17 protein-coding genes are annotated in these 22,608 nt (G+C 73.5%); 6 read left to right on the plus strand and 11 right to left on the minus strand.

The annotated features are described in order from the left end of the window. The first annotated feature begins 124 nt into the window (after window positions 1–124). Window positions 125–1,384, plus strand: a complete 1,260-nt coding sequence (locus IPZ69_RS04405; RefSeq protein ID WP_235452546.1) for an extracellular solute-binding protein — start codon at window positions 125–127, stop codon at window positions 1,382–1,384. 1 nt (window position 1,385) lies between these two features. Here IPZ69_RS04405 and egtD read toward each other — a convergent pair whose 3' ends face one another. From egtD to egtA, 4 genes are read right to left on the minus strand one after another with little or no spacing between them, the layout of a single operon-like run. Then, window positions 1,386–2,348, minus strand: coding sequence for an L-histidine N(alpha)-methyltransferase (gene egtD / locus IPZ69_RS04410; RefSeq protein WP_235452350.1), 963 nt, complete (start codon window positions 2,346–2,348; stop codon window positions 1,386–1,388). Further along, entirely contained in the window at window positions 2,345–3,160 is an 816-nt protein-coding gene (egtC, locus tag IPZ69_RS04415; protein WP_235452351.1) for an ergothioneine biosynthesis protein EgtC, read from the minus strand. The genes egtD and egtC overlap by 4 nt, the downstream gene beginning before the upstream one ends. Further along, entirely contained in the window at window positions 3,160–4,476 is a 1,317-nt protein-coding gene (gene egtB / locus IPZ69_RS04420; RefSeq protein ID WP_235452352.1) for an ergothioneine biosynthesis protein EgtB, read from the minus strand. Before egtB ends, egtC begins: the two co-directional genes overlap by 1 nt. Then, the gene (egtA, locus tag IPZ69_RS04425) at window positions 4,473–5,819 is read right to left on the minus strand and encodes an ergothioneine biosynthesis glutamate--cysteine ligase EgtA (protein WP_235452354.1); all 1,347 of its coding nucleotides are present in this window, start codon (window positions 5,817–5,819) and stop codon (window positions 4,473–4,475) included. Before egtA ends, egtB begins: the two co-directional genes overlap by 4 nt. Window positions 5,820–6,088: 269 nt before the next feature. Between egtA and IPZ69_RS04430 the strand changes: the two genes are divergently transcribed. After that, complete coding sequence (locus tag IPZ69_RS04430; RefSeq protein ID WP_235452356.1) at window positions 6,089–6,913, plus strand: TIGR02452 family protein; 825 nt, start codon at window positions 6,089–6,091, stop codon at window positions 6,911–6,913. Here IPZ69_RS04430 and IPZ69_RS04435 read toward each other — a convergent pair. The 4 genes from IPZ69_RS04435 to IPZ69_RS04450 form a co-directional block, all read right to left on the minus strand. Then, window positions 6,898–7,344, minus strand: a complete 447-nt coding sequence (locus IPZ69_RS04435; RefSeq protein ID WP_235452358.1) for a type II toxin-antitoxin system PemK/MazF family toxin — start codon at window positions 7,342–7,344, stop codon at window positions 6,898–6,900. The two genes, IPZ69_RS04430 and IPZ69_RS04435, sit on opposite strands and share 16 nt — an antisense overlap. Window positions 7,345–7,395: 51 nt before the next feature. Beyond that, entirely contained in the window at window positions 7,396–8,880 is a 1,485-nt protein-coding gene (locus IPZ69_RS04440; protein WP_235452361.1) for a flotillin family protein, read from the minus strand. Between the two features lie 131 nt (window positions 8,881–9,011). After that, window positions 9,012–9,230: a hypothetical protein gene (locus IPZ69_RS04445; protein ID WP_235452363.1), complete on the minus strand. Its 219-nt coding sequence runs from the start codon at window positions 9,228–9,230 to the stop codon at window positions 9,012–9,014. Between the two features lie 26 nt (window positions 9,231–9,256). Continuing rightward, the gene (locus IPZ69_RS04450; RefSeq protein ID WP_235452365.1) at window positions 9,257–10,681 is read right to left on the minus strand and encodes an amidase; all 1,425 of its coding nucleotides are present in this window, start codon (window positions 10,679–10,681) and stop codon (window positions 9,257–9,259) included. A gap of 414 nt (window positions 10,682–11,095) precedes the next feature. On the opposite strand from IPZ69_RS04450, the gene IPZ69_RS04455 reads away from it, so the two are divergent. Further along, window positions 11,096–15,190, plus strand: coding sequence for a molybdopterin-dependent oxidoreductase (locus IPZ69_RS04455; protein ID WP_235452549.1), 4,095 nt, complete (start codon window positions 11,096–11,098; stop codon window positions 15,188–15,190). On the opposite strand, the gene IPZ69_RS04460 is transcribed toward IPZ69_RS04455, so the two are convergent. Beyond that, window positions 15,187–16,248: a helix-turn-helix domain-containing protein gene (locus tag IPZ69_RS04460; protein ID WP_235452367.1), complete on the minus strand. Its 1,062-nt coding sequence runs from the start codon at window positions 16,246–16,248 to the stop codon at window positions 15,187–15,189. The genes IPZ69_RS04455 and IPZ69_RS04460 overlap by 4 nt on opposite strands. Before the next feature lie 203 nt (window positions 16,249–16,451). Here IPZ69_RS04460 and IPZ69_RS04465 point away from each other — a divergent pair, with 203 nt between their 5' ends. Both IPZ69_RS04465 and IPZ69_RS04470 read left to right on the plus strand, forming a co-directional pair. Beyond that, window positions 16,452–18,521 (plus strand): xanthine dehydrogenase family protein molybdopterin-binding subunit, encoded by a 2,070-nt coding sequence (locus IPZ69_RS04465; protein WP_235452551.1) that lies wholly within the window; start codon window positions 16,452–16,454, stop codon window positions 18,519–18,521. Between the two features lie 80 nt (window positions 18,522–18,601). Further along, the gene (locus IPZ69_RS04470; protein ID WP_235452368.1) at window positions 18,602–19,072 is read left to right on the plus strand and encodes a (2Fe-2S)-binding protein; all 471 of its coding nucleotides are present in this window, start codon (window positions 18,602–18,604) and stop codon (window positions 19,070–19,072) included. A 28-nt stretch (window positions 19,073–19,100) separates the two neighbouring features. On the opposite strand, the gene IPZ69_RS04475 is transcribed toward IPZ69_RS04470, so the two are convergent. Further along, the gene (locus IPZ69_RS04475; RefSeq protein WP_235452369.1) at window positions 19,101–20,075 is read right to left on the minus strand and encodes an alpha/beta hydrolase; all 975 of its coding nucleotides are present in this window, start codon (window positions 20,073–20,075) and stop codon (window positions 19,101–19,103) included. A 33-nt stretch (window positions 20,076–20,108) separates the two neighbouring features. Then, on the minus strand, window positions 20,109–21,416 hold the full coding sequence (locus IPZ69_RS04480) for an MFS transporter (protein WP_235452370.1): 1,308 nt from the start codon (window positions 21,414–21,416) through the stop codon (window positions 20,109–20,111). Window positions 21,417–21,472: 56 nt separating this feature from the next. On the opposite strand from IPZ69_RS04480, the gene IPZ69_RS04485 reads away from it, so the two are divergent. Next, window positions 21,473–22,462 (plus strand): ArsR/SmtB family transcription factor, encoded by a 990-nt coding sequence (locus tag IPZ69_RS04485; protein WP_235452553.1) that lies wholly within the window; start codon window positions 21,473–21,475, stop codon window positions 22,460–22,462. Window positions 22,463–22,608: the final 146 nt, after the last annotated feature.

Below are 22,608 nucleotides of genomic sequence, written 5' to 3' on the forward strand. Positions count from 1 at the left end.
GGTCCATACCAAAATCAGCACACCCGTACGAGCCATGTGCTCGTTCCCCCCACGTCGGGCCCGTTTGCCCTGTCCGTCAGACAGAACAGGACCCCTCGTGAGACACGATGTGCGGCACGCTCCGCTGCGACGCCGTCTCCTCGCCCTCGTCTGTGTGTCCGCCTCCCTCGCCGCCGGGTGCGGCGTGCTGCCGGACAGCGGTGGCCACCGGCGGACGGTCACCGTGTGGCTGATGAAGGACAGCGCCTCGAAGGAGTTCCTGCGCCGCTTCACCGAGGACTTCGAGCGCGGCCACGACGACCTCAGGCTCGACATCCGCATCCAGCAGTGGACCGGCATCGTCGACAAGGTGCAGGCCGCGCTGAAGGCGGACGGCGACCACGGGCCCGACGTCATCGAGGTCGGCAACACCCAGGTCCCGCAGTACGTGGAGGGCGGCCGGCTCACCGACCTGACCCTGGAGTCGATGCGTGACTGGGGCAAGGACCGCTGGCTGCCCGGCCTCGCCGAACCCGGCCGGGAGGACACCCAGCAGTACGGCATCCCCTGGTACGCGGCCAACCGCGTCGTCATCTACCGCAAGGACCTGTTCGAGAAGGCGGGCATCAGCGCCCCGCCGAAGACCCGCGAGCAGTGGCTCGCCGACACCGAGCGGCTCAACTCCGGCGGGAACCAGGGAATTTACCTGGCCGGACAGGACTGGTACACGCTCTCCGGGTTCATCTGGGACGAGGGCGGCGACCTCGCCCGGCACACGGACGGCCTCTGGAAGGGCGCCCTGGACTCCCCGGCCGCCCTGCGCGGCATGGACTTCTACCGCCGGCTGCAGGCGCTCGGCGCCGGACCCGTCGGCTCGGACGAGGAACACCCGCCCCAGGCAGGCGTGTTCGCGAACGGCAAGGTGGCACAGATCGTGGCCGTGCCGGGCCTCGCCCAGGCCATCGTCCAGAAGAACCCCGAACTCGACGGCGAACTGGGCTACTTCCCCGTGCCCGGCAAGTCCGCGCAACGGCCCGGCACCGTCTTCACCGGCGGATCCGACCTCGTCGTCCCGCGCAACACCGGCAACGAGGACGGCGCCGTCGCCGTCGTCGCCGCGCTCACCGGCGCCAAGTGGGACACCGAGCTGGCCCGCACCATGAACTACGTCCCCAACAAGACGACCCTGGCGGGCGCCGTGTCCGGGGAGGAGGGGGTCGCCGCCATGGCGGCCGGAGCCGCGCACGGCCGGGCGACCCCCAGCACGCCTCAGTGGACGGCGGTCGAGGCCGACAACCCCATCAAGGAGTACATGACCCGGGTGCTCGGGGGCGCCGACCCGCAGGCCGAGGCCCGCCGTGCCTCCCGCCGGATCACCGACGCCCTGGCGCCGGGCCTCGGCTGACTCACCGGACCGTGCTCAGCGACAGCGCGAACCGGCCCTCCGCGTCCGTCCACCAGTGGGTCAGCTCCAGCCCCGCTCCGGCGAGTTCGGCGGCGACACCGTCCCTGCGGAACTTCGCGGACACCTCGGTGCGCAGTTCCTCGCCCGCCGCGAAGTCGACGGCGAGTTCGAGCGCCGGAACCTTCACGGACTGCTCCGTGAGCGACCGCAGCCGCATCTCGATCCACTCGTGCTCCGCGTCCCACCGCGCCACATGCTCGAAGGCGTCCGGATCGAAGTCGGCGCCCAACTCCCGGTTGATCACGGCCAGCACGTTCTTGTTGAACTCGGCGGTCACCCCGGCCGCGTCGTCGTACGCCCGCACCAGGACCCGCTCGTCCTTGACCAGGTCCGTGCCCAGCAGCAGGCTGTCGCCCGGTGACATCAACTGTCGTACGGAGGCGAGGAACTCGGCCCGTTCGGCGGGCAGCAGGTTGCCGATCGTGCCGCCCAGGAAGGCGATCAGCCGGGGGCCGGGCGTCGCGGGCAGGGTCAGCTGGCCGGTGAAGTCGGCGATCAGGGCGTGCACGGCGAGCCCGGGCCGCTCCTCGACGAGCGACTGCCCGGCCCGGGTGAGCGCGCTCTCGCTGACGTCGACCGGCACGTAGGTGTCCAGGCCGGTGAGCGCGTCGATCAGGTAGCGGGTCTTCTCGGAGGAGCCGGAGCCCAGTTCCACCAGCGTGCGGGCGCGGGCGGCCGCCGCGATCTCGCCGGACCGGACGTCGAGGATCTCGCGCTCGGCCCGCGTCGGGTAGTACTCGGGCAGTTCGGTGATCTTGTCGAACAGCTCACTGCCCCGGGCGTCGTAGAACCACTTCGGCGGCAGCGTCTTGGGAGTGGCGGTGAGGCCGCTTCGGACATCGGCGCGCAGCGCGGCGTCCGTCGCGTCCTCGGGGAGTGTGCGGGTGACGTACAGCGGGCTCACGTACAGGGCTCCTTCGGGGATGGGGATTCCCCCGCTCGAACGGAGTCGAGGGTGGGGGAGGGTGCCCGGTCCTCGACCGGGGCGAGCCGCACGCCGGTTCGGCTCGCCGAGAGCAGCGTGCGGTCGGGCACCTTCTGCCAGTGCGGATCGTCGTCGTACGGCTCGGAGGCGACGACCGTGAGACGGCCGGGCTCCGTGCGGTGCCAGAGGGTGTCGCCCCAGGCGGTGGCGGTGATGGTCTCGCCGTCGGTGAGCAGCAGGTTGAGCCGGGACGCGGGGGCCGCCTCGGCGACCGCGCGGACCGTGTGGGCCAGGGCCTGCCCGGGCTCGTCCCCGGCGTGCAGCCGGTGCAGGACGAGGGCCCAGACGAACGCCGAGTCGGTGCGCGCCTCCATCGACAGCAGGTCCACCGCGGGCAGCCCGGGGACCAGGGGCGCCATCGACCGCGGCCAGTCCGCGACGGCGCCGTTGTGGCTGAACAGCCAGCGGCCCGCGGCGAACGGGGCCGCCGCGGCCTCCCCGTCCGCGCCCGGCAGGGTCGCGTCCCGCACCGCGGCGAGCAGCGCGCCGGTGCGCACGACCCGGGCCAGGTCGGTGAAGGACGGGTCCGCCCAGATCGGGCCGGTCCGCCGGTAGCGGGCGGGCACGGGATCGTCCGCCGCGTACCAGCCCACCCCGAATCCGTCGGCGTTGACCGTCCCGTAGCGCTGCCGGCGCGGTGCCCACGACTGGCGGTACAGGCCGTACGGGGGCTCCACGAGCAGTCGGCCGAGCGGCTCCTCGGGGCCCAGGTAGGCCAGATGACGGCACATCAGACGGCCCCCGAGCGGGCGGTGCGGAAGCCGGAGAAGATCTGTCGGCGGATCGGATAGTCCCAGTTGCGGAACGTGCCCCGGCAGGCCACCTGGTCCACGGCGAACGAACCGCCGCGCAGCACCTTGTACTCGGGCCCGAAGAACACCTCCGAGTACTCCTTGTACGGGAAGGCGGTGAAGCCCGGGTACGGCAGGAAGTCGCTCGCCGTCCACTCCCACACGTCACCGATCAACTGCCGTACGCCCAGCGGGGACGCGCCGGCCGGGTAGCTGCCCGCGGGCGCCGGCCGCAGGTGCCGCTGGCCCAGGTTGGCGTGCTCCGGCGCCGGATCCGCGTCGCCCCACGGATAGCGCGTCGAGCGGTCGGCGGCGGGGTCGTGGCGGGCCGCCTTCTCCCACTCCGCCTCGGTGGGCAGCCGGCGTCCGGCCCAGCGGGCGTACGCGTCGGCCTCGTACCAGCACACGTGCAGCACCGGCTCGTCGGGCGGGACGACCTCGGTGGCGCCGAAGTGGCGCCGCAGCCACTGCCCGCCCTCCCGGCGCCAGAACAGCGGCGCGGTGATGGCGTGCTGCCGGATGTGCGCCCAACCCTCCGGCGCCCACCAGCGCTCGTCCTCGTAGCCGCCGTCCTTGATGAACGCCTGGTACCGGCGGTTCGTCACCGGGGCGGTGTCGATGTGGAAGGGCGCCACCTCGCGCCGGTGCGCGGGGCGTTCGTTGTCCAGCGCCCAGGGTTCGGTGGAGGTGCCCATGGTGAACGGGCCGCCGGGTATCAGGACTTCGGTGGGGCCGGTGAACGGCGGTGCCGGGTCCGGGTCCGGGGCGGTCAGGGCCTGCGGCCCCTTGCGCAGCTGATGGGTGATCAGCATCGTCTCGTCGTGCTGCTGTTCGTGCTGCGCGATCATCCCGAAGGCGAAGCCCGCCTCGGTCAGCCGCGTGCCGTGCAGGGCCGTGCTCTCCAGCAGGTCCAGTGCCCGGCCGCGCACGTCGGCCGCGTACCGGCGGGCCTCGGCGGGCGCCAGCAGCGGCAGCGAGGGCCGTTCGGACCGCGGGTGCTCGAACGCGTCGTACAGGCTGTCGATCTCGGGCCGCATCGGCTCCCGGCCGCCGACCGTGCGCAGCAGCCACAGCTCTTCCTGGTTGCCGATGTGGGCGAGGTCCCACACCAGCGGGGACATCAACGGCGAGTGCTGGGCGGTGAGATCGGGGTCCTCGACGCAACTGGTGAGCAGGGTGGTGCGGTCGCGGGCGGTGAGGAGCGAGGCCAGCGCGCGCCGGCGCAGGTCCTCGGCGTCGAGTTCGGGGGCGGTCATGTGCGGATGTCCTTCCCGTGGATGGTGGAGGTGCCCCTGGTCGAGCGAAGCCGGGACGGGGGGAGACGCGTGCCGCGCACACGGTCCAGCAGGTCGTCGGCGGGGCAGCGGCCCCTCGCGACATAGCGGTCGATGTACGCCGCGACGGCGCCCGTGACCTCGGGTGTGGCGCCGAGCCGGGGCAGGGCCTGAAGTGCCGCCGCGAAACAGACCGTGGCTGCCTCGCCCAGCTCGGGGTCGCCCAGCCCGTCCCGGGCCGCGTCGATCCACAGCGGGTTGTGCGGAGCGGGCAGGTTCAGGGCCCGCTCGGCCAGCGGTTTCACGGTGCGGTAGGCCGTCTCGGCGGCCTCCGGGTCGTCGAACAGCGCCGCCGTCACCGCGAGCGGCACGATCCACCCGTCGTCGCCGGGCTGTGCGTCGATCATGCGCAGCTCCAGGTGGCCGCGCGGTCTGACCGGCGGGAACAGCGTCGTGAGGTGGTAGTCCACGTCCTCGCGCGTCGGCGGCCGGGGCACGCCCGACCGGGTCCAGTCCCGCAGGGTGAGCCCCTCGGGCACGTCCCACGCGCCGTCGTCCCGGCGTACGCACATCACCGGGGCGTCCAGCACGTGCCGCGCCCAGGCCCCGCGCGGGTCCCCGTTCAGCGGGGGAGCGCCCGCCCGGTCCGGGCCGATCTCCGTCCAGTGCAGCTGCCGGGTGGACCGCCAGCCCGTGGGCCGGTGACCGACCAGCGGGGAGTTGGCGAACGCGGCCACCAGGACCGGGCCCAGCTGGTGGGCCAGCCACCAGCGGCGCCCGTGGCCCAGCGGGCCGGGCTCCTCGTGTCCGGCGTCCACGCACACCTGCACGGAGGCCGACGAGCACATCATGTGGCGGCCCGCCGTGCCGGTACGGTCCAGGCAGGTCTCCATGGCGTCGTAGCGCGGCCGGCGCAGGAAACGGCGGGGAGCGTGCCACGGGTCGTGGCCGAAGCCGACGAGGCCGAGGCCGTCCTCGGCCAGTACGGCGCGCACGGCGTCCAGGTCGGCGGAGACGGTGCCGATGCACTCCATCAGGGAGGCGGCGGGCGGCGAGCTCAGCTCCAGCTGGCCGCCGGGCTCCACGGTGAGCGCCGACCCCAGGGGCACGGTGCGCAGTGCGGCATAGGCCGCTTCGAGTCGTTCGGGTGTGACGGGGAGCTGCGGCCGGCGCAGCTCGTGGACGAGCCATTCCACTTCGACCCCGAGACACCTGGGCGGGCCCGTCTTGAAGCAGATGCCCCGGACCAGGGCCTCCACTTCGGCCTCGGTGACGGCCGTACGGGAATCCGTACAGTCGCCACAGTCACGTACCGAATCGGACATATCGGGATCCTCTCAGAGATTCCGCGATGCCACCGCTCCGGTGTTCGACAAGGCCGGCTCGGAGGCACTCGTCCCACCCAAGACGCTCGCGCCGATTCGCACAAGGGTGCGCTTCGGCGCGTTCGCGATACGTAATCTCCGTTTCCCGGGCGTTTCCGGGGCCGGAAAACTCTGTTGCACCTGAGGACCAGCATCGCTCACGATGCGTTCATGAGCACGACGGGGGAAGCCGCGCGGCGCGCGGTCGTGGCGCACACGGGGGTTGCGCCATGAGCGCGCGGCTGCGCGGCATCGCGCAGGAAACCGAACGGATCGTGGCGGCCGGGGCGTACCACGCGCCCGGCGGCCGCGAGGTGTCCCTGGCCGCGGCGATCGACGCCGCGTGCGAGGGCACGCGGATGTACGGGCCCGACCCGGTCCCGGTCCCGGACGTGCCCGGGACGGCCACGGTCGTCGAGGTCACCGGGGAGAGCAGCCTGGAGGCGGCCCGCCGCCTCGAAGAACCGGTCGCCGTGCTGAACTTCGCCTCGGCCCGCAATCCCGGCGGCGGCTACCTCAATGGCGCCCAGGCCCAGGAAGAGGCCCTGTGCCGCGCCTCGGCCCTGTACACCTGCCTGCTGCGGGCCCGGGAGTTCTACGACCACCACCGCGCCCATCGCGACCCGTTCTACACGGACCGTGTCATCCACTCACCCGCCGTGCCCGTCTTCCGGGACGACCGCGGCAGTCTGCTGGCCGAGCCGTTCTCGGCCGGTTTCCTGACGGCGGCCGCCCCGAACGCCGGGGTCGTGCGGCGCACGACCCCGGAGCGGACGCCCGAACTGCCGCGAGCCCTCGCGGTGCGCGCCGAGCGGGTGCTGGAGACCGCCGCGGCGCACGGCTATCGGCGACTGGTGCTGGGCGCCTGGGGCTGCGGGGTCTTCCAGAACGACCCTGCCCAGGTCGCGGGCGCCTTCCGGGCGCTGATCGGCCCCGGCGGCCGGTTCGCGGGGACCTTCGAGCACGTGGTGTTCGGGATCTTGGACCGCACGCCGGGGGCCGTGGTGCGCGAGGCCTTCGTACGGGCCTTCGGGGAGCCTCAGCTCCAGCCGTAGCGCTCGTGGAGCCGGTGCCTGACCAGGTTGAACCGGCCCCGGTCCAGGGCGCAGGCCTCGCGGCGCATGCCCTCCTCGTGCAGCCGGAGCACCCGGTCCACGTCCACCCAGGAGTCGCGCCCCGTGCGGTCCCAGGGACCGCTGCCGATCGCCACCCACTCCCGGTCGCCGTCGTGCCGCTTGCTGGACAGCTGCACCGCGAGAAACGTTCCGGCGGCCTCCCGGGCGACGACGAGGACCGGCCGGTCCTTGCCCCGCCCGTCGTTCTCCTCGAAGGGCACCCAGGTCCACACGATCTCGCCGGGATCCGGGTCGCCGTCGTGCGCGGGCGAGTACTCGGTGCGCACCCGGCCCACCTCGCGGGGGTCGGCCTCGGTGGTCGCGGTGGGGCCTTGGCGGCCGGGGACGTTCTCTTCGGTAAACGCAGTCACGGGGGCACCTTAGAGGGTGCTCCCGTGAACCGCGTCAGTGCGTCACCACCTCTACTCCTTCTCCACCGGCACCTTCTGGGACGGCGGCGGCGTCGCGACCCCGTTGAGGGACGAAGTCCCGGACGGGGTCTGCCCGTTCTGGTTCATCGAGGCGAGCAGCTGCCGGGCCAGGCCCAGACCGGTACCGCCCATGGTGAGCGCCTTCGCGAACAGTTCGGACATACCGTCGGCGCCGTTGAGCAGCACCATGTTGTCCACATTGCCGAACGCGGACGCGCCCGCCCGGACGATCTCCGGCCAGTTCTCGGCGAGTTGCTGGGCGACGACCGCCTCCTGGTTCTCGGCGAGGGCAAAGGCGCGTGCCTTGATGGCCTCCGCCTCGGCGAGACCCTTGGCCTTGGTCGCCTCGGCCTCCGCCAGACCCTTCGCCTGGGCGGAGGCGGCCTCGGCCTCACCGGTGGCCCGGGTGGCCGCCGCGCTGGCGGCACCACGGGTCTTGGTCGCCTCGGCCTCGGCACCCGCGGCCGTCTTGACCCGGGTCGCCTCGGCCGCCGCCGCGAGCTCCGTTTCCTTTGCCTTGGCCTGCGCGGCCGAGATCCGGGCGTCGCGCTCGGCCTCGGCCAGCGTGCGCTTCTCGTAGGCCCGGGCATCGGCGGGCTTGCGCACGTCCGCCTGGAGCTGCTGCTCGCGCCGGTGGGCCTCCAGTTCGGCGACCCGCGTCTCCTGGACCACGACCTCCTGCCGGGCGGCCGCGTCGGCGAGGGGACCGGCCTGGCGGGCCTTGGCCCCCGCCTTGTCCCGCTCGGCCTGGTAGCCGGCCTGGAGGATCTCGCTGTCCCGGGTGGCCTCCGCCATCCGGGCGTAGGACTGCTGCTCCGCCTCGGTGGCGAGACGATTCGCCTCCGCCTGCGCGATGCGCGCGTCCCGCTGCACGGCCGCCGCGTGCGGCATGGACAGGTTCTGGATGTACCCCGTCGGGTCCTCGATCTCGTGGATCTGCAGCGAGTCGACGATCAGGCCGAGCTTCTCCATCTCCGTGCCACAGGCCGCCCGGGTCTGCCCCGTGAGCTTCTCCCGGTCGCGGATCATGTCCTCGACGGTCAACCCGCCCACGATGGAGCGCAGATGACCGGCGAAGACGTTGTGCACCCGCTCCGACATCAGCTTCTGCTGGTCGAGGAAACGGCGGGCGGCATTGGCGATCGACACGAAGTCGTCGCCGACCTTGAAGATGACCACGCCCCGCACCTTGAGCGGAATGCCCTGGTGCGTCACGCAGTCCACTTGCAGCTCGGTCTCGTTCAGGTCCAGGGAGAGCTTGCGCACCGCCTGCACACCGGGCAGCACCAGCGTGCCGCGCCCGGTGACGATGCGAAATCCCATGCCCTCCTCAAGACCCTCGGTCCGGTGCTTCGAACCGGAGATGATGAGCGCCTCGTTCGGTTCGGCGACCCGCCACATCATCTTGAAGAGACCGATCAACGCGAGAGCGGCAACGACCACCACTCCCGCAACGACGCCGACAACCATCGGCATACGCCCCCTTTGCATGGTGCCCTTTCGGCACCGAACGAAGGGAGTGTGCTCCCGTGCAAGGCCCGGGTGAAGACGCTGACGGTTCCTTGTCGCAATCTTGATACCGGCTTCTCACCTGCGGCGGAGCACGCTCAATTGTCGTAGGCGGCGGTGACGTAGACCGTTCTCGGCGGCAGGTGTTCCACCACCATGACCACCGTTCCGCACTCGATCCGGCCGCGTCCGTCCGCGGCGTACGCGAGGAAGTGCTCCGCACCCCCGCGCACCCGGACGATCACCTCGCCGACGAGCCCGGGCCCGATCGTCCCCGTGACCCGCCCCATGAGCCCGACCAACGACGCATCGTCCATGGTCACAGGGTACGTGCCCAAGGGCCTCAGGCCGCCGGGGAATCCGTGGCGAGATGCCGCGGCGGCCACAGCTCGTGCCAGCGCAGCTCCGCCTCCAACTGGGCGGCGAGGGAGAGCAGCAGGGTCTCGCTGTTCGCCGGGCCGAGGAGCTGGGCGCCGACCGGCAGACCCCCGTCGACGAAGCCGGCCGGGACGTTCACCCCGGGCCAGCCGAGGACGTTCCACGGCCAGGCGTACGGGCAGGCGGCGATCATGGCGCGGTCGGTGGCCATACCGCCCAGCGGGAGCATCGCGCCGATGCGGGGCGGGGGAGCGGCTGTCGTCGGGGCGAGCATCACGTCGTACGTCCCGAAGAACGCGCCGATGCGCCGGTGCAGCGTCGCCTCCGCGCGCCGGGCCACCCGCAGCGGGGCCCCGCCGAGCAGCCGGCCCAGCCGGGCCGCGTCGCGGGTGCGCCGGTCGAGCAGCGCGGGGTGCGGTGCCTCGCTGACGTGCTCGGCGAGTCCGACGGTGGCCCGGGGGACGAAGGTCAGCCCGATCTGTCCGTACGGCGGATCCGCCTCCTCGACCGTGTGCCCCAACGCGGCCAGTTTCCCGGCGAGTTCGAGGATCCGGGCCTTCACCTGTGGCCGCAGCCGCGCGGGTACCGCGGTGAACGGCGGCTTCAGGGAGAGCGCGATGCGCAGCCGCCCGGGTTCGCGGCCGACCGCCTCCGAGGCGCTCAGGGCCGGGGGCCGGTGGGGATCCCGCGCGTGGTTGCCGCTCGCCGCGTCGAGGAGCAGCGCCGCGTCGGCGACCGTCCGGGCCAGCGTGCCGTTGACCGTGATGCCCTGGAAGGACTCGCCGCGCGGCCAGGTCGAGATGCGGCCGCGCTGTGGCTTGATACCGATCAGGTGGGTCCAGGAGGCCGGGATGCGGACCGATCCGGCGCCGTCGGAGCCGAGCGCGGCCGGCACCAGACCGGCGGCCACCGCCGCCGCCGAACCGCCGGACGAGCCGCCCGGGGTGTGCTCCCCGTTCCACGGGTTGCGGGTGTCGCCGAAGGCGGGTCCCTCGGTGAACGGCCACTGGCCGAGCTCGCAGGTGTTCGTCTTGCCGACGATCACGGCACCGGCCGCGCGCAGCCGTCGTACCGCCTCGCCGTCCTCGGCCACCGGCGGGTACTCGCCCGGGCAGCCGAAGGCGGTCGGCTCGCCCGCCACGTCCATGTCGTCCTTGACCGCCACCGGCACCCCGAGCAGCGGCCGCCGCGCTCCGGACGCCAACTCCCGGTCGGCGGCGTCCGCTTCGGCGAGCGCGGCCTCGGCGCGGACGATCCGGAAGGCGTTCAGGGTCCCCTGGGTGGCCTCGATCCGCGCCAGCGTCCGCTCGACGAGCGCACGGGACGTCACTTCCCCTTCGGCCAGTGCGCGAGCGGACTCCGCCAGGCCTGCGGAACGGTCGAGCGTCATTGCGGGACACCTCCGTGAGCACGTTGTCTACCGAACGGTAACGTCCGGACCGGGGGCGGAGTACAGGTTTCGCACAGGTGTCATCCAGCCATGTTGAAGACATTGACGTGCACCTGCCTCCCGCTGGGGGTCTGACCGATTTCTCGAACTGTGTCTGAGATATCGGACGGCCGGCTACTCGCCGGCCTGGGCCTGAACCGGTCCGCTCACACCGCCCGGCGGGGCCCTGTGCGGTGCGCTTAACTCCCGATGATCAGCCGAGGTGACGTCCGCGTAATCAGCCCTTCCTAAGGTCGGCTGGGACGGAACAGGCCGATCAGCGGACAGGAGGCGCCCGTGGCCCCGCCGGACTCGCTCACCGAGGACGGGTCGACCGTACGCACGGTGTGCTCGTACTGCGGAGTGGGCTGCGGCATGGTCCTCGACATCGGACGGGGACCGGACGGCCGCCGTACGGTGCTCAAGGCGTCCGGCGACAAGGAGCACCCGGTGAACGCCGGCCGGCTGTGCACCAAGGGCGCCACCACGGCCGACATGCTCAGTGCCCCCGGCCGGCTCACCACCGCCCTGCTGCGGCCCGAGCGGGGCGAGGAGGCGGTGCCCACCGGGCTGGACACGGCGGTCTCGGAGACCGCGCGGCGGCTGCGGGCGATCATCGACGAGCACGGACCGGACGCGGTCGCGCTCTACGTCTCCGGGCAGCTGAGCCTGGAGGCGCAGTACCTGGCGACCAAGCTGGCCAAGGGCTACATCCGCACCAACCTGATCGAGTCCAACTCCCGGCTGTGCATGGCCAGTGCCGCCACCGGCTACAAGCTGTCGCTGGGCGCGGACGGCCCGCCCGGCTCGTACGAGGACTTCGACCACGCCGACCTGTTCCTGGTCATCGGCTCGAACATGGCCGACTGCCACCCGATCCTCTTCCTGCGCATGATGGACCGGATCAAGTCGGCCGGCGCCAAGCTGATCGTCGTCGACCCCCGGCACACCGCCACCGCCGCCAAGGCCGACCTGTTCCTGCGCATCAGGCCGGGCACCGACCTCGCCCTGCTCAACGGCCTGCTGTACCTCCTGCACGAGAACGGCCGCACCGACCCCGCCTTCATCGCCGCCCACACCGAGGGCTGGGAGGCGATGCCCGAGTTCCTCGCCGACTACCCGCCCGCCACCGTGGCGGAGCTCACCGGCATCCCGGAGGCCGACCTGCGCGAGGCCGCCCGGCTGATCGGCGAGGCGGGGGAGTGGACCAGCTGCTGGACCATGGGCCTCAACCAGTCCACGCACGGCACCTGGAACACCAACGCCCTGATCAACCTGCACCTCGCCACCGGCGCGATCTGCCGCCCCGGCAGCGGGCCCTTCTCCCTCACCGGCCAGCCCAACGCCATGGGCGGACGGGAGATGGGCTACATGGGGCCGGGGCTGCCCGGACAGCGCTCCGTCCTCGTCGACGCCGACCGCGCCTTCGCCGAGGACCTGTGGGAGCTGCCCCCGGGCACGGTCCGCGCCGACGGAGTCGGCCAGGGCACCGTCGACATGTTCCGCAGGATGGCCGACGGCGACATCAAGGCGTGCTGGATCATCTGCACCAACCCGGTCGCCTCCGTCGGCAACCGCAAGACGGTCATCGAGGGCCTGGAGGCCGCCGAGTTCGTCGTCACCCAGGACGTCTTCACCGACACCGAGACCAACGCGTACGCCGACGTCGTCCTGCCCGGCGCCCTGTGGACCGAGACGGAGGGCGTCCTCGTCAACAGCGAGCGCAACCTCACCCTCGCCCGGCCCGCCGCCGACCCGCCCGGCGAGGCCACGGCCGACTGGCGGATCATCGCCGCCGTCGCCCGCGCGATGGGCTACGAGGGGTTCGCGTACGACAGCGCCGAGCAGGTCTTCGAGGAGATCAAGCGCGCCCACAACCCCAAGACCGGCTACGACCTGCGGGGCGTGACCTACGAGCGGCTGCGCTCCACCCCCGTCCAGTGGCCCGCGCCGACCCCCGACGGCCCCGCCCGCAACCCCGTCCGGTACGTCGAGGCGGACGGCTCCCTCACCTTCCCCACCCCCGGCGGCCGGGCCGTCTTCCACGCCCGCCCGCACGTCCCGCCGGCCGAACTGCCGGACGACGACTACCCGTTCCTTCTCAACACCGGCCGCCTCCAGCACCAGTGGCACACCCTCACCAAGACGGCGAAGGTGCCCAAGCTCAACAAGCTCAACCCCGGGCCCTTCGTGGAGGTGCATCCGCAGGACGCGGCCGGTCTCGGCATCGCCGACGGGGACTCGGTCGAGGTCGCCTCACGGCGCGGACGGGCCGTGCTGCCCGCCGTGGTCACCGACCGGGTGCTGCCCGGCTGCTGCTTCGCGCCCTTCCACTGGAACGACCTGTTCGGGGAGTACCTGAGCGTCAACGCGGTGACCAGCGACGCCGTCGACCCGCTGTCCTTCCAGCCGGAGCTGAAGGTGTGCGCGGTCTCGCTGACGAAGGTCAACACGCCGGTGACCGTGCGGCCGCCGACGGCCGTGGGAGCGGGTCCCGAGCCGGGCTCCGGGGCAGCGGGCCACGGGCCCGGAGCGCTGGGCCTCGAACCGGGTGCCGCGCCGCCGGGGCTCCTGTCGGCCGCCGTCCACGCGGCCTCGTCCCCTCCGCCCTCCCCGTCCGCCGCCGGCGCCGTCTTCGGCCTCGCCGCCACGCCCCCGCCCGTCCTGACCGAGCCCGAACGGCAGTACCTGGTCGGCTTCCTCGCCGGAATCCCGGTCGGAGCCCCCGGCGTGCCCGTCCTGCCCCCGGACGCCCCCTTCAGCCCCGAGCACGCCCGGTGGGTGAACGGCACCCTCGCCGGCATGTACTCCCGTGCCGTCTCCGCCCCGGTCACGCATCCGGTGCCCGGGCGGCAGATCGTGATCCTGTGGGCCTCCCAGACCGGCAACGCCGAGGAGTTCGCCGCCAGCACCGCGGAGCGGCTCACCGCCCACGGCCATGCCCCGGCCCTGGTCGCCATGGACGAGGCCGACCCCGCCGCGCTGCCCTCCGACGCCGATCTGCTGCTCATCACCAGCACCTTCGGCGACGGCGACGCCCCCGACAACGGCACCGGCTTCTGGGACACCCTGGCCGCGCCCGGCGCCGATCGCCTGGAGGGACGCCGCTACGCGGTCCTGGCCTTCGGGGACTCGTCGTACGACGACTTCTGCGGCCACGGCCGCCGTCTCGACCACCGCCTCGACGAGCTCGGCGCGGTCCGGCTGGCACCGCGCACCGACTGCGAACCGGACTACGAGAGTGCGGCCGAGGACTGGTTCGACCAGGTGCTCACCGCCCTCAAGGACACCTCGGCGGGCCCGGCCCAGGCGCCCACATCGACGCCGACCGCGCCGCCGCGCCGTCCCCGCCCCGCCCCGGTCACCGCCCGCCTCACCGGCAACCGGCTGCTGAGCCTGCCGGGCGCGGGCAAGGAGGTGCGCCGCTTCACCTTCGACACCCGCGACAGCGAGACACCGCTCGTCTACGAAGCCGGGGACGCTCTCGGCGTACGACCGCTCAACTCCCCTTCAATGGTGGACGAGTGGCTGACCGTCACCGGCCTGGACGCACACGCGCCGGTCGAGGTCGCGGACGTGGGCGAGGTCGCCCTCGGCGAGGCGCTCCTGCGCCATCTGGACATCACCCGGATCACCCCGGACCTGCTGCGCTTCGTCGCCGACCGGACCCGCGACCCGCGCGAGCTGCGGAAACTGCTGCGCCCGGACAACAAGGGCGAGCTGGCCAAGTGGTCCTGGGGCCGCCAGGCGGTGGACGTGGTCGGCGAGTTCGGCGCCCGGGCGGGCGCGCCCGAGTGGGCCGCGGTCCTGGGCCGCCTGCAGCCCCGCCTTTACTCGATCTCCTCCAGCCCGCTGACCGACCCCCACCTGGTGTCGGTGACCGTCTCCGTCGTCCGGTACGAGAACCTGCACGGCCGCTCCCGGCAAGGCGTCTGCTCCCCCTTCCTCGCCGACGCCGAACCCGGCACGGCCGTACCGGTGCACATCCAGCGGTCGGCGCACTTCCGGCCGCCCGCCGACCCGTCGACACCCATGGTGATGGTCGGCCCCGGCACCGGCGTCGCCCCCTTCCTCGGGTTCCTGCACGAACGCCGGGCGCGCGGCCATCGGGCGCCCAACTGGCTGTTCTTCGGCGAACAGCACCGGGCCACCGACTTCTACTACGAGCAGGAGCTGACCGGCTTCCTCGCCGAGGGCGCCCTCGACCGCCTCGACACCGCGTTCTCCCGCGACCAGCGCGCCAAGGTCTACGTCCAGGACCGGATGCGCGAACACGGCCCCCTGCTGTGGTCCTGGCTCCAGGACGGCGCCCACTTCTACGTCTGCGGCGACGCCTCCCGCATGGCCAAGGACGTCGACCGGGCTCTCCGTGACATCGCCGTGCTCCACGGCGGCCTCACCGAGGACGCGGCGGCGGCGTACGTCAAGCAGCTCGCCGCCGACCGCAGGTACGTGCGGGACGTCTACTAGCCGCCGTCGACCGCTGCGGACGGCGCCTGACCGCGCGCCAAGTGCCGCATGGCCAGGGCCAGTTGCAGCCGGAACCGGCCCTGCGGGGACCGTACCGGCCAGCCCAGCAGGTGTTCGGCGTGGGTCAGCCGGTCCTGGAGCGTGGAGTGGTGCACGCCGGCCTCGGCGGCGGCCGCCCGCAGGCTCGGCGTCGACACGACCGCGTGCAGCGTGCGCAGCATCCAGGGCGCGTCAGCCGCCGCGGCCTCGACGGCCAGGACGTCGGGGGGCGGCGCGGCACCGGGCGCGACGAGGTCGGCGAGCAGGGCGATGCCGCCCAACTCCTCGGCGCGGACGACCCGTTGCCCCGGGTCCTGCGCGCTCCCTTCGGCGGTGAACCGCAGGGCGGTGCGGGCGGCGGCCCAGGAGCGGGGGAGCTCCGGCAGGGGGACGGCCGGGCCGATGCCCACCCGGCCGGGCGGCAGGTCCAGGCCGGCCGCCCGGCCCCGTGCGGTGTCCCCGGTGGCGGCCCGGATCCGCGGCGGACCCTGGGGTGTGACGACGACGCGGGCCCGGGCCGCCGGGTCGGCCGTGTCCAGGCCGAGGCCGCGGGCCGCGTGCAGCCGGGTCCGTACGGGGGCCGTGGCGTCCAGCACCGTCTCGACCAGCGCCGGATCGTCGACCGGCGGGGCCGGGGCGCGGCCCCGGGTGCGGTCCAGCACGGACCGTACCGCCGAGGCCGCCCGCTCCAGGATCACCGCGTCGACCACGCTCGGCCCGGCCGGCGCCCGCTCCAGCCACAGCGCCGGCGGCCCGCCCGGAACCAGGGGCGCGGACGGCCAGCCCGGGTCCGGCAGCCCGTCCGCCGCAACCCGCCGCCCGTCCGGCTCCACCCGCATCCCGACCCGCCGCTCGGCGTCGACGAGCCGCGCGGGACAGCCCGACAGGACGGCGGCGCCGCGCACCAGCGCCTCCAGACCGGCCCGGGTCTCGGTCAGACGGTCGAAGTAGGCGATGACCCGGACGGCGGCCCCGGCATCCGGATCCACCGCGGCCAGGCGCCCGGCCAGCTCCTTCATACGGCCCATCATCCGTCATCCGCACACCGTTCGAGGAGACCGGGCCCGGCACGCAACCGAGCATGAGGTGGAACCCTCATACCTGTCGAGAACCGAGTCGCGACGCACCGACCGACGCACAGACAATCGACAGGAGTCCTCGGTTGGACCTCAACGACGGCACCGCGCCCGAGCGGCACGGCGGGCTGTCCCGCCGGAGATTCATGGTCTACACGCTGGCCGCGACCACCCTCACGGTCGCCGCGCCGCTCGCCTGCGACTCCCCGTCCGCCCAGGGCGCCGAGGGCGCGCGAGCCTCCGACGTCCTGGTGACCGGCACCGACGAGGAGATGCTCGTCCTGGAGGTCACGGCGCAGAACAAGGTGGTCGTCCGGCTGCCGCGCGTCGAGGTCGGCCAGGGCATCACCACCGCGGTCGCCATGATGATCGCCGAGGAGCTCGACGCCCGGCTCGCCGACGTCGACATCCCACTCGCCGACGCCCGGACCAAGGGCAACCAGTACACCGGCGGTTCCAACTCGGTCAGTTCGCTGTACGGACCGGCCCGGCACCTCGCCGCCACGGCCCGCGCCAAGCTGGTGACCGCGGCCGCCCAGCGGTGGCACCTGCCCGCGCGGACCCTGCGCACCTGGAACGGCCGGGTCGTCGCGCCGGACGGGCGCAACGCCACCTTCGGCGCGCTCACCGAGGCCGCCGCCCGGATCCGCCACCCGGCCGTCTCCGACAAGCCCAAGCCGGCCTCCCGGCACCGGGTGATCGGCCGGCCGACGAACCGGATCGACGCACGGGACATCGTCACCGGCCGGGCCAGGTTCGCGGGCGACCTGCCGGCGGCCGGGGCGAAGCCCACCGTGGTGGCCCGGCCGCCGACGGTCAGGGGCAAACTGGTCTCGGTCGACGACACGGCGGCCCGGGCCATGCCCGGCGTCCTCGCGATCGTCAAGACCGCCGGCACGGTCGCCGTGGTCGCCGAGTCCTTCCACTACGCCCTGAAGGCCAGGGACGCGCTGCGCATCACCTGGGCCCCGGGCCCGCTCGCGCCGCTCTCGGACGCCGCGATCCGGTCCCGGCTGAAGGCCGCCGTCCCCCGGTCCTCCACGCCGCCGCGCGGATCGACACAGGTGCAGGGCGAGTTCGAGTTCGCGTTCGTCAGCCACGCCCCGATGGAGGTGCTGACGGCGGTCGCGGACGTCCGCGCCGACCGCGCGGAGTTCTGGTTCTCCACGCAGACACCGATGGACGCGCGCGACAGCCTAGCCCAGACGGTCGGGCTGCCCGCGTCCAAGGTCCGGGTGCATGTCGTGCGCGGCGGCGGCTCGTTCGGACGGCGGCTGAACTTCGACGCCGCGATCGAGGCGGCCCTGATCTCGAAGGCGGCCCGCCGCCCGGTGAAACTGATGTGGACCCGCGCCGACGACATCCGGCACGGCCGGATGCGCCCGGCCAGCCACCACCGGATCCGGGCGAGCGTCTCGGGCGGTCGGGTGGTGGCCTTCGAGCACCTGATGGCCTCGGTGGGCGAGTCGTTCGACGGGAAGGGCCTGGCCGCGCAGGGCGGCGTCACCCGCGCCGCCGGCCCGCTGCCCAGCGACAGCGGCCTGTACAACTTCGGCCGCGTCGGCGGGAATTCGGGCGGGATCCAGCTGCCGATCCCGCTGGGCGCCTGGCGGTCGGTGGACTCCGGCACGATGCGGACGGCCGAGGAGGTCGTCGTCGACGAGGTCGCCCGCGCCCTGGGCAAGGACCCGGTCGCCTTCCGGCGCACCACGCTGCGGAGCAAGGCGGTGAAGGCCGTACTCGACAAGGTCGCCGCCGCCGGTCACTGGGGCCGCGCCATGCCCACCGGCACCGGCCAGGGCGTGGCCGTCCACGAGGAGTACGGCTCCTGCGTGGCCTGCCTCGTCGAGATCGACGCCACCGACCCGAAGAAGCCCCGGGTGACCAAGGTGGTCATGGCGGCGGACGTCGGCACGTGCGTCAACCCGCGAGGCCTGGAAGCCCAGTTGATGGGCACGGCGATGGACGGGATCTCCACCGTCCTGCAGGCCGGCCTGCACATCGACCGGGGCGCCGTCCGCGAGGGCAGCTTCGCCGACTTCCGCTACGCCCGTCAGGGACAGGCACCGCTGCGCTTCGAGGCGCACGTCATGCCCTCCCACGGCGAGCCGGGCGGCGCGGGCGAACTCGGCGTGCCGGCCGCGGCCGGAGCCGTCGCCAACGCGTACGCCCGCGCGACCGGCACCAGGCCCCGCCGCTTCCCGCTCAACTTCTGATCCATTTCTGATCGCCGCCGATCGCTGGCGATCAGCTCCTGATCGAACTCCCCATCTGATCGACTTCCGAGAAGGCCCCGATGCGTTCGTACTCCTTCGTCCTCAACGGAAAACCCGTCACCGTCGAGGCACCCGACGACATGCCGCTGCTGTGGGTGCTGCGCGACCTGCTCGGCGTCACCGGCCCCAAGTACGGCTGCGGGGTGGGCGTCTGCCGCGCCTGCACCAGCCATCTCGACGGCGCGGAGATCCAGCCCTGCGTCGTGCCCGTCGCGGACTGCGCCGACCGGACCGTCACCACCATCGAGGGGCTGGCCGACGGGGACACCCTGCACCCCGTCCAACAGGCCTGGATCGACCGCGACGTGGCGCAGTGCGGCTTCTGCCAGCCCGGGCAGATCATGGCCGCGGCCGCTCTGCTGAAGAGGACGTCCCACCCGACCGACGCCGACATCGACCGCATCGAGAACGTGTGCCGCTGTGGCACCTACGCCCGGATCCGCGAGGCGATCAAGCAGGCCGCCGCGGCGAGCCCTCCGGCCCAGGGCTGACCCGGCCCAGGGCTGACCGGGCCCGCGCCTATTGCGCCAGCAGCCTGCGCAGCCAGTCCAGTTGCGCCGCACGCGCCGCCTGCGACAGCGCCGCCTGCGGGGCGAAGCCGTCGAAACCGTGGAAGCCGCCCGGCCAGACGTGGAGTTCGGCCACGCCGCCGGCCTGCCACAGGCGCGAGGCGTAGGCGACGACCTCGTCGCGGAAGGTCTCCGCGGATCCGACGTCCAGGAAGGCGGGCGGCAGACCGGACAGGTCCGTGGCGCGGGCCGGGGCGGCGTACGGCGACACGTCCGGCCCGCCCCGCGCGTCGCCGAGCAGCGCGCTCCAGCCGGTCTCGTTGGCCGTACGGTCCCAGACACCTAGCCCCGCCATCTGATGGGTGGACGGCGTGTCGTTGCGGTCGTCGAGCATCGGGCACATCAGCATCTGCCCGATGGCCCGCGGCCCTTCCTCGTCCCGCAACCGCAGGGCCAGTGCCGCGGCGAGGCCGCCTCCCGCGCTGGTCCCGGCGATCACGATCCGTTCCGGGTCGGCGCCGAACTCCTCGGCGTGCGCGGCCGTCCACAGCAGACCCGCGTGGACGTCGTCGATCGGGGCCGGGTGCGGATGCTCCGGCGCCAGCCGGTACTCCACCGACACCACCACCGCGTCCAGTTCCCTCGCCCACTCCAACGGACTGTCCAGGCCGAACCTGTTGTCGCCGAGGACCATTCCGCCGCCGTGCACCTGGTAGACGACCGGCAGCGGGCCGACGGTGGCCGGGGCGGTGGGGCGGCAGATCAGCAGGGAGATGTCGGGCGCGCCCCGGGGCCCTGGGACGACCCGGTCCGCCACCTCGAACGCGCCGCCCAGGGTGAGGTCGAGCGGCATGAGCCCCCCGCTCGCGGCGCCCTGCCGGACGGTGTCGATCTCGTCCGGGGTGAAGCCCGGCGAGACCACGTCCTTGATCAACTCCAGCGAGGCGGCGAGTTCCGGGTCGAACGGGGGCGGGGCCGAGCTCATGGCATCTCCTCCTGTTGGCCACTGGGACATCAGTCATCTTCCGCGCGCGGCGGGCGAACCGGGCGCCGCCGGACGGCGGAAGCCGCCCGCCGTCCGGCGGGTGGCCTCGTCCCGACCCGTCTGCCCCGTCCGCCGCGTCGGACTCCGCAGGCTCGCCAGGTGCCGGCCGAGGGCCACGGCGGTGAGGACGGCCACCAGGGCGCACACCCCCGGCCAGGCGAAGGCGGCGTAGGCGCGGGCGCCGAGCCAGGAGCCCAGACTGCCACCGAGGTAGGCGCACGTCATATAGGCGGTGTTGAGGCGGCTGCGGAACTCGGCACCCAGGGCGTAGACGCGCACCTGGTTGGCGACCATGCCGGACTGCATCCCGACGTCGAGCAGCAGCGTGCCCACCACCAGGGCCGTCAGCCCCGCCGCGCCGCCGACCCCGCCGCACGCCAGCACCGCCGCCGAGACGGCCACCCCCAGGAAGCACACGAGGTTCACCGCGTCCGGGCCCCGCCGGTCCACCTGACGTCCGGCGACCGGCGTGACCAGCATCGTCGCCGCGTTGACCAGCGCGAGCAGTCCGACGGCGTCCGCGCCCATGCCGTACACGGGGCCGGTCAGCAGCAGCGCGACGCCGGTCCACACGGCGGAGAATCCGGCGAACACCGAGGCCTGGTAGAGGCAGGAACGGCGCAGTGGGGGCTCGGCGCGCAGCAGGCGCAACGGCTCGGCGAGCAGGGCCGGGTAGCGGTCCCCGGCGGAGGGCGCCGTGGCCGGGAGCGTACGGGCCAGGAGCGCGGCGACCGTCAGGGAGAGCAGGGCGGCCAGGACGTACGGAGCCCGCCAGCCCAGCCGTTCGCCGAGCGTGCCGCCGATCGCGCGGGACAGCAGCATGCCCGCGATGGCGCCGCTCAGCAGGGTGCCGCCGACCACCCCGCGCCGCCCTTCGGGGACCAGACCGGCCGCCAGCGGCCCGGCCAGCGGGGCGATCACCGTGGTGACACCGACCAGGGCGCTCGCGTCGAGGAGGAGCGGCAGCCCGGGCGCGGCGGCCGCGACGGCCAGTCCGAGGCCGGTCAGCGCGAGCAGGGTGACGAGCAGCGGGCGGTGCGGGAACCGGTCACCGAGCGGGACCAGCAGGAAGATGCCCGCCGCGTAGCCGAACTGGGTCGCGGTGACCACGGAGGTGGCCGCGTCGGGGGAGACGTGCAGGCCCGCGGCGGCGAGCGGGCCGATGGTCTGCGGGAAGTACACGTTGCCGACCGCGACCCCGCAGGCGAGCGCCAGCAGGGCGATCACCCGGGACGACACGGGCGCGGCCGCAGTAGCCTGCCGGTGGATGTGATCCGTCATGCGTCGAAGTCCAGGGCACGGACGGGCGGTTGCCAAAGAATGAAGACGGGGGCTACATGATCGGCTTCCGGCTCGGTGCCGAGGATCTCGCGGACACCCGGTTCGCGATCTCTCCGCTGTCCGAGGTCATGGGCAGCCTGCGCGCGCTGCGTGCCCCCGCCCTCTACCCGCTGCACGCCCGGTGGCGCGCCCGCGTCCTCGGCACCCTCGACCCGGCCGATCTGCCGCTGCTGTCCGCCCTGGTGGGCGACACCCTGGCGCTGCCCGATTTCCTGACGCCCCGCCCGACGGACTTCGCGCCCGCGTTCGAGGACGAGCTGGCCGCCGTACGGGCCACCCCGGTGGAGGTCGTACGGCGCGACCTGCTCGCCGCCCACGCGCCCCGGCCTCTCCCGCACGCCCTGCGGCAGGCCGCGGCACCCGGTGACGCGGTCGTGCGGGACCTGGTCGACGCCCTCTGCGCGGTGCTGAGCCGCTACTGGGCGGAGGCCCTGCTGCCGCACTGGCCCCGGATGCGGCTCGTGCTGGAGGGCGACATCACCTATCGCGCCCGGCAGTTGGCCATGGGCGGCGCGCGGCTGCTCTTCGTCGACCTGCACCCGAACCTGCGCTGGCGGGACAGCGTGCTGACCGTCGACAAGATGATCGGCCACCATCAAGTGGACGCGTCGGGGCGGGGGTTGAGACTTGTCCCGTCACTGTTCGCGCACAAGCCCGCGCCGCCGATCAGCGCCGCCGAGGCGCCGATGGTCGCCTACCCCGGCCGGGGCGCCGCCACCCTCTGGGAACCGCGACCCGGCCCCGACGCCTCGGCGCTCGCCGCCCTGCTCGGCGCGCCCCGGACGACCGTCCTGCGTCTGCTGGCCGAGCCCCTCCCGACGGTGGAGCTCGCCCGCCGCCTCGGGGTGACACCGAGCGCCGTCTCCCAGCATCTGCGGGTACTGCACGGCACCGGACTGGTGACCCGCGCCCGCGACGGGCGGCGCGTGCTCTACCGACGCACTCCCCTGGGCGACACACTCGCCGCGCAACCGGGCGCCGGTTGACTTCGAGAGCACTCGAAGTCCTAGGGCCTGTCAGTCGGATCATGCCGGAGACGCGGGGCTTGGCACGCCCATCTGCGGCGTTGTCGTCGGTTGCCGACGCTCCGCGTCGCCGCCCTCCTCCGCCTTGCAGCTGCACGCGCCAAGCC

The sequence above is a fragment of the Streptomyces olivochromogenes genome, assembly GCF_021538895.1.
GTDB lineage: Bacteria > Actinomycetota > Actinomycetes > Streptomycetales > Streptomycetaceae > Streptomyces > Streptomyces olivochromogenes_A.

Coding starts and splice junctions, on each gene's coding strand:
- IPZ69_RS04440 (WP_235452361.1), bottom strand. CDS start 8,880: ATGCCGATGGTTGTCGGCGTCGTTGCGGGAGTGGTGGTCGTTGCCGCT.
- IPZ69_RS04430 (WP_235452356.1), top strand. CDS start 6,089: ATGAGCGCGCGGCTGCGCGGCATCGCGCAGGAAACCGAACGGATCGTG.
- IPZ69_RS04450 (WP_235452365.1), bottom strand. CDS start 10,681: ATGACGCTCGACCGTTCCGCAGGCCTGGCGGAGTCCGCTCGCGCACTG.
- IPZ69_RS04465 (WP_235452551.1), top strand. CDS start 16,452: ATGGTCTACACGCTGGCCGCGACCACCCTCACGGTCGCCGCGCCGCTC.
- egtA (WP_235452354.1), bottom strand. CDS start 5,819: ATGTCCGATTCGGTACGTGACTGTGGCGACTGTACGGATTCCCGTACG.
- IPZ69_RS04470 (WP_235452368.1), top strand. CDS start 18,602: ATGCGTTCGTACTCCTTCGTCCTCAACGGAAAACCCGTCACCGTCGAG.
- IPZ69_RS04480 (WP_235452370.1), bottom strand. CDS start 21,416: ATGACGGATCACATCCACCGGCAGGCTACTGCGGCCGCGCCCGTGTCG.
- egtB (WP_235452352.1), bottom strand. CDS start 4,476: ATGACCGCCCCCGAACTCGACGCCGAGGACCTGCGCCGGCGCGCGCTG.
- IPZ69_RS04475 (WP_235452369.1), bottom strand. CDS start 20,075: ATGAGCTCGGCCCCGCCCCCGTTCGACCCGGAACTCGCCGCCTCGCTG.
- IPZ69_RS04485 (WP_235452553.1), top strand. CDS start 21,473: ATGATCGGCTTCCGGCTCGGTGCCGAGGATCTCGCGGACACCCGGTTC.
- egtC (WP_235452351.1), bottom strand. CDS start 3,160: ATGTGCCGTCATCTGGCCTACCTGGGCCCCGAGGAGCCGCTCGGCCGA.
- IPZ69_RS04445 (WP_235452363.1), bottom strand. CDS start 9,230: ATGGACGATGCGTCGTTGGTCGGGCTCATGGGGCGGGTCACGGGGACG.
- IPZ69_RS04455 (WP_235452549.1), top strand. CDS start 11,096: ATGGTCCTCGACATCGGACGGGGACCGGACGGCCGCCGTACGGTGCTC.
- IPZ69_RS04460 (WP_235452367.1), bottom strand. CDS start 16,248: ATGAAGGAGCTGGCCGGGCGCCTGGCCGCGGTGGATCCGGATGCCGGG.